The sequence below is a fragment of the Pseudomonas sp. BN411 genome, assembly GCF_029871235.1.
GTDB lineage: Bacteria > Pseudomonadota > Gammaproteobacteria > Pseudomonadales > Pseudomonadaceae > Metapseudomonas.
On record NZ_SSOM01000045.1, the window covers coordinates 57,948 to 64,677 of the forward strand.

The 6,730-nt window shown below is 63.7% G+C and carries 5 protein-coding genes; 3 read left to right on the forward strand and 2 right to left on the reverse strand.

Going from position 1 to position 6,730, the window contains the following annotated elements:
* The first annotated feature begins 56 nt into the window (after positions 1 to 56).
* The 3 genes from E8F06_RS06170 (at position 57) to lapD (ending at position 3,222) form a co-directional block, all read left to right on the forward strand.
* A complete protein-coding gene (locus tag E8F06_RS06170; protein WP_280365264.1) occupies positions 57 to 302 on the forward strand; it encodes a DUF1145 domain-containing protein in 246 nt (81 codons plus the stop codon).
* A 254-nt stretch (positions 303 to 556) separates the two neighbouring features.
* A complete protein-coding gene (gene lapG, locus E8F06_RS06175) occupies positions 557 to 1,264 on the forward strand; it encodes a cysteine protease LapG (RefSeq protein ID WP_280365267.1) in 708 nt (235 codons plus the stop codon).
* 8 nt (positions 1,265 to 1,272) lie between these two features.
* Positions 1,273 to 3,222 carry a cyclic di-GMP receptor LapD gene (gene lapD, locus E8F06_RS06180; RefSeq protein ID WP_280365270.1) on the forward strand — a complete coding sequence of 650 codons (1,950 nt, stop codon included), beginning with the start codon at positions 1,273 to 1,275 and terminating at the stop codon, positions 3,220 to 3,222.
* 142 nt (positions 3,223 to 3,364) lie between these two features.
* On the opposite strand, the gene E8F06_RS06185 is transcribed toward lapD, so the two are convergent.
* On the reverse strand, positions 3,365 to 3,715 hold the full coding sequence (locus E8F06_RS06185; protein ID WP_280365272.1) for a tryptophan synthase subunit beta: 351 nt from the start codon (positions 3,713 to 3,715) through the stop codon (positions 3,365 to 3,367).
* 86 nt (positions 3,716 to 3,801) lie between these two features.
* Positions 3,802 to 6,730, reverse strand: a 2,929-nt coding sequence (locus E8F06_RS06190; protein ID WP_280365275.1) for a tandem-95 repeat protein, incomplete at its 5' end; no start/stop codon positions are given.

Consider the following 6,730-nt stretch of genomic DNA (forward strand, 5'->3'; position numbering starts at 1 on the left):
CAGCCGGCGCGGCGAGCGGCACACTGCGGGGCCAATCCTTGACTGGAGACCCCGCAATGCACTTCCTGTCCTTTGCCAAGGGCGCGCTGGCGATGTTCTGGCTGGTGGCCCTGTTCAACCTCGTCTACCCCTTCGGCGAGCCGCTGCAACGTCCGTTGCTGCTGGCGGCCGGTGCGATGCTGCTGGTCCATGTGGGTGAGGCCGCCCTGTTCAACCGCAAACTGAAGACCCGCCCGTACCCCTGGCTGGAGCGGCTGCAGGTGCTGCTGTTCGGTTTCCTCCATCTGCGCGGACTGCGCTGAGAGCGTCTCCCGTTTCGTAGGTTGGGCCGGGCGGCGATCCGCTGAGCTACGCGAAGCCCAACACGTCAGGGCGTCGCAGCTGCGTACCTGAGTGCAGCTGGGCGTCGCCCTGTTGGGCCGCGCTGCGCCTGGCCCAACCTACGTGTCAGTGCGCTGCCAGATGGCGGCAGAATGCCATTGTCTTTTTCAGGTCCAGCCCGCACCATTCGCGCCGTGTTCCATGGGGCCCGACGGCCTCCGAGGCAGGATGGCGGATGGTCCGAGGTAGCGTGCAGGCCTGGCGTGCGTGGCAGGGGGGGCGGAGGCCGTCCCTGGCGGTGGCGTTGCTGGCGGCACTGCTGGCCGGCGCACTGCAGGCGGATTGGGATTTCACCCTGATCAGCCGCCGCGCCGAAAACCTCTACGGCCCCCTTGGCCCCGGCAAGCAGCGAATCGATGACTGGCAGGAGACCCTGGGACGCCTCGCCGGCGCAGACGAGAAGACGCAACTGGAAGAGGTGAACCGCTTCTTCAACGCCAAATTGCGCTTTCGCGACGACCGCGAACTCTGGGGCGAAACCGATTTCTGGGCGACTCCCGTGCAGGCCCTGCGCATAGGCGCCGGAGACTGCGAGGACTTCGCCATCGCCAAGTATTTCAGCCTGCGCCAGCTCGGTGTGCCCAGCGAAAAGCTGCGCATCACCTACGTCAAGGCGCTGCGCCTGAACCAGGCGCACATGGTGCTGACCTATTACGCATCCCCGGATGCCATGCCGCTGGTGCTGGACAACCTGGTAGGCATCATCCGCCCCGCCAATCAACGCACCGACCTGATGCCGGTCTACGCCTTCAATGCCGAGGGCCTGTGGCTGGCCGGCAGCGGTGGTGGAAAACAGGTGGGGGATGCCAAGCGGCTGTCGCGCTGGCAGGAACTGCTCAAGAAAATGAATGCTGAAGGCTTCCCCGTGGAGCCCGCCCGATAGGAGTCGAGATGTCTCTGTTCAAACAGTTGTTGATCGCCATCTGCCTGTTCCTGGTGGTCGCCTTCAGCGGCAGTTTCATGGTCGGCCTGGAGAGTTCGCGGGAGCAGTACGTCAACCAGTTGCGCTCCCACGCCCAGGATGCGGCGACCGCCCTCGGCCTGTCGCTGACCCCGCATATCGACGATCCGGCGATGGTCGAGCTGATGGTCAGCTCCATCTTCGATAGCGGCTATTACGAGAGCATCCGGGTAATCGACCTTGCGAACGGCCAGGTGCTGGTGGAACGCACCGGCGTACCCGACGCGGCCGGTGCCCAGGTGCCGCAGTGGTTCGTCAGCCTGATCGGCCTGCAATCGGTCGGTGGTGATGCCATCGTCAGCCGTGGCTGGCGGCAGGCGGCACGGGTGGAGGTGAAGAGCCATCCGCTGTTCGCGCTTGCCCGGCTCTGGCAGAGCGCGCTGGGCAGCCTCGGCTGGCTGCTGGCCTGCGGCCTGGTCAGTGCAGGCCTCGGCGCCTTCCTGTTGCGGCGCCAGCTGAGGCCCCTGGATTACATGGTGGAGCAGTCCCACGCCATTGCCCGCCGCGAGTTCCTCAGTTTGCCGGAACTGCCGCGCACCCCTGAGCTGCGCCGCGTGGTGCAGGCGATGAACCAGATGGTGGAGAAGCTCAAGGCGCTGTTCCAGGAACAGGCCGAGCGCAGTGAACGACTGCGCGACGAGGCCTACAAGGACAGCCTGACTGGACTGGCCAACCGGCGCTACTTCGAGATGCAGCTGCAGGCGCGCCTCAGCGCCGAGGATCACGTCAGTGCCGGTTACCTGTTCCTGCTTCGCCTGCACGACCTCGCCGGGCTCAACCAACGCCTGGGTGGCCAACGCACCGACCAGTTGTTGATGGCGGTGGCCGAGCTGCTCCGGCAGGTGGCGGCGGGGCAGGGCGCGGGCCAATTGGTGGCGCGCAGCCGGGGTGGTGACTTCGCCCTGCTGGTACCCGGTCTGGTGGCCGAAGAAGCCGAGCAGTTGGCCCAGCGTCTGGATGCCGGCCTGGCGAACCTGGTGACCACGGGGGCCGCCGATGCATTACCGGTGGCCCATATGGGGCTGGTGCCGTTCAGTCCGGGCGAAGCGTTCGCTGACCTGTTACGTCTCGCCGACGAGGCCCTGGCCAAGGCGGAAGGCCAGGCGGACCGGACCTGGGCCAGCCTCACCCAGGGTGATGCGCCCAGCGTGGGCGACGAGCGCCATGCCTGGCATCAACTGCTGGACCGGGCACTTGGCCAGCGCCAGTTGCAGCTCTACTTCCAGCCGGTGGTGGATAGTCGTGATCGTTCGCGGGTGCTGCATTACAAGGTGCTGTCGCGCCTGCGCGACGAGCGTGGCGAGAACCTACCGGCCGGTCGCTTCCTGCCCTGGCTGCAGCGCTTTGGCTGGATGGCGCGTCTCGATCTGCTGATGCTGGAATTGGTCCTGCAGCAGATGGCCAGTCACGGCGAAACCCTGGCACTCAACCTCTCCGGCGCCCTGCTGCGCGAGCCGCAGGCGCTGGAAAAAGCCTTCGATCTGTTGCGCAAGCATCCCCACCTGGGGCCGCGCCTGGTGCTGGAGCTGGAAGAGGATCAACTGCCGGAGCAGGCCGCGCTGGAGCAACTCACCCGCCGCCTGCGCGAGCTGGGCTTCAGCCTCAGCCTTCAACACTTCGGTGGCCGCTTCAGCATGATTGGCAACCTGGCCCGCCTGGGCCTGGCCTACCTGAAGGTGGATGGCAGCTATATCCGCGCCATAGACCTGGAAGCCGACAAGCGCCTGTTCATCGAGGCCATGCAGCGTGCCGCCCACAGCATCGACCTGCCGCTGATCGCCGAGCGAGTGGAAACCGAAGGTGAACTGCTAGTGCTGCAGGAGATGGGCATCCAGGGCGTTCAGGGGCAGCTGTTCGGAGCGCCGGCACCCTGGCGTTAGTGCGATGGGAGAGGGGATATCCCTGTAGGGGCGAATTCATTCGCCAAGGGGCACGCAGTGCCCCCAAGGGAATCCCAAGGGCAGGCCGCTGGCCTGCAAGGCGAATGAATTCGCCCCTAGAAGGTGCTTGAGAATCCGAGATTCAGATGAGTCCTGATCCCGCTTCTTCCTCTTCTTCGACGATCAACCGCGAGATGCCACCCAGGGCTTCCCGCGCCTGGTTCCGGCTGAGCAGTTTGGATTGGGCTGCCGGCGGCAGGTCGGTGATGCGGATCAGACCCTTGGTCATCAGCACCGTGATCAGGTCGTCGAGTACCCGGATCATGTCCAGGTCGCTCTGTTTCAATTGCAGCAGGCTGCTCTGCATCGCCAGGTTGGCGTACCAGCCCTGAATCTCCTGGTCGTCAGCCGGCAGGGTGCCGGACATTTGGTCGAATTCGGTTGCTTCAACGCGAACCAGGTTTCCGTCTTCATCGCGCTGGATATAGAGCATGGCGAGTCTCCCTTGAGGACTGCCGCGAGCATGAGGGCAGATGCCCCCCGTCCGCAACCACCGGAGTGGTTGCGGACGGGGAAACATCAGTTCTGGTCGACCTTGATGGTCGGGTCGGCACCCGCGATCAGGGAGTTGATGGACTGTCCGCTGAGCTGGGCCGCCGCACCTTCCAGGGTGATGGACAGATCGGCGTGGCTGGCGGCGTCGGCGGCAGTGCCGCCAGGGTTCAGGTGGCCTTCCGAGCTGACCAGCAGGGTGGCGTTGCCGGTACCGTTATCGACAATCAATTTGAGGTAGTTGTTGATGGTGCTGGACGTTTCCCCGTGCAGCAGGTCGCTCAGGTCCAGGCGGTCGCCTGCGTCCTTGTTGAAGTCCTTCACCACGTCCTGGTTGGGACTGCCCTCGTTACCCACGTGGCCGGATTTCCAAATGAAGGTATCGCGGCCGTAACCACCCGTCAGGGTGTCGTTGCCCTTGCCTCCGGTAAGGAAGTCGTCACCGCTGCCACCGATCAGTCTGTCTGCGCCGTTACCGCCGCCCAGGGCGCTGCCGGTGGAGCCGGCCTGGATTTCGTGGTCCGAATCGAAGGTAATTTGCAGCGACTGGTTGCCCGTGCTGTCGGAGTCCCCGTCGGTTGCCTTGACGTCCAGGTTGATTCGCTGGTCGTAAGACTCGGTCTGCCCGGTGATGGAGTTGATGGATACTTTGTAGGAAGTGCTGCTGCCGGCTCCGAACTTGATCGAGCTGAACTCATACTCCCCGCTGTTGAGTTTGCTGGAGTCGATGGTGAAGGTAGCTGCGCCGCCCGATACTCCATCGACTGTGCCGCTGCCAACGACGTTGCCTGTGCTGTCGAGAGCGGTCCAGGTCAGCTTTTCGCCGACTTTGTTCTTATCGGCGGCGTCGAGTTGGAAAGTGGTCACCGAGATGGAGGTCATGTCGGTGGCCAGATTAGTTTCCTTGTCGATGAAGGTGAAGTTGAGGACATCCCCGGTGTCGATCGACTGGCCGTCGCCAACGCCGAAGTTGTTTCCGTTGGTATTCACGGTGTCGACGACGACATGGCCATTTTTGTCGATGGATGTAGCCGTAGCCTGGAGCGAGAACCGGCTGTTCGCACCCAAGTCATAGAGCCCTGAGTTACCGCCTGAAATGCTGAACGCGCTATAGGTCGAGGAAGGCGAGTCCAGGTCGACGAAGTTGGTGACCTGATAATGGCCGGTTACCAGGTCTGCCGTGATCTTGAACACTGCGGTGTTGTTTGCGTCGACTGCAGTCAGGGAGTTGGTTCCCGATACGTAATGGAGCTTGCTGCCCTGATAGGTCAGATAGCTCGACGAACTGACGACGCTTCCGTCCTTGGTCAGTACGGTGCTCAGGATATTGCCGCTGGCGTCGACGGAAACTCCGGCAGTCGGACTGAACTGCACGCTGGCGCCCTTGGAGTCAGCGCCGGTGGACAGGTTCAGGTTGCCGACAGCCGTGGAACCGGCACCGTCCAGTACGATGCTCTGCATCGGCGTGGCCAGGATCGGGGAATCATCTTCGACGGTGATCTGCAGGGAGCCGTCGGTGCTGTTTACGCCATCGCTGGCTGTCACTTTCACCGCGAAGTTCAGCAGGTTTTCCGCTGCCGACGTTGTCGCCAAATGATCCAACTGGCCCAGCAGGGTCACGGTATAGGCACCCACGCTGTTGATGCTGATGGTCATGATCGGCTGGCCACCGGCGCTTGCGCTCAGGCTCGAGGTGCCGCTGCCCGTCCAGGTCAGGGCCACGCCATTGGAGGTCAACGTGGTGGTCGGTTCCGTCAGGGTGACAGAAAGGCTCGGGCTGTCGATATCGGTGATCGCGAAGGTACCGGTGGAGACCACGGCATTGGTGGTATCGCTCGGAGTGCCCGTGGTGTCCGGCAATCCATTGGCCAGTCCCTCTTCCGAGACGATGGCGGTTCCGTTGGTATTACCGAATACCGGCCCGTCATTGGTCGGCGTGACGGTGATATTGACCGTGGCGGTTTCCTGGTTCCCGGCGGCGGTAGTGACGGTGTAGGTGTAACTGTCGGTGCCGTTGTAATTGGGATTCGGGGTATAGGTGACGGTGCCGTTGGCGTTCAGGGTGACGGTGCCGTGGCCGGCGGTTCCAACCGAGGTGACCTGCGCGCCGGGGCCGAAGGTGTCATTGGCCAGTACGTTGCTGGTCAGCGATTGGTCTTCGGCGACGGTGACGGCGTCGTCCTTGGCGTCGACGACCGGGTTGACGGTGACGTTGACGGTGCTGGTGACGGTGCCGCCATGGCCGTCGCTGACGGTGATGGTGAAGTTGTCGCTGCCGTTGAAGTCGGTGCCCGGGGTGTAGATGTAGGCCCCGTTGGCTCCGAGGCTGACGCTGCCGTGGGCGGGGTTGGTGCCGACGGTATAGGTCAGGCTGTCACCATCCAGGTCGCTGGCCTGGATAGCGCCGGAGAACGGCGTGTCCTCGTTGGTAGAGATGGCGAAATCATTGGTGTTCGGGACATGGCCGTTACCACCGTCGATCACCGGAGCGTCATTGCTGGGGGTAACGATGATGGTCGCGGTAGCCGGAGTGGCATCTGCCAGGGCATCGTTGTCCACGGAGGCATATTCAAAGGTAGCAGTGCCGTGCCAGTTGGCGTTCGGCACGAAGGTGACGCTGGCGCCATTGCCGGTGGCCGGCACCACGGAGCCGATGGCCAAGGCCACGCCGTTGAGCAGCAGGGTGCCGTTGGACGGCAGCGATTTGATGATGAACTGAGCAACGGTGCCGTCGAGGTCCGAGCCGCTGAGGCTGACCGGGATACCCGCCGAATCTTCGCTGCCGGAACCGCTGGCCGCGTGGGTCTCCGGTGCGTCGTTGACCGAGGTGACGGTGATGGTGCCAATGGCTGGCGTGGAATCCTCCAGACCATCGTTGTCCACCGCGGCGTAGTCGAAGGTAGCGGTGCCGTGCCAGTTGGCGTTCGGCACGAAGGTAACGCTGGCGCCGTTGCCG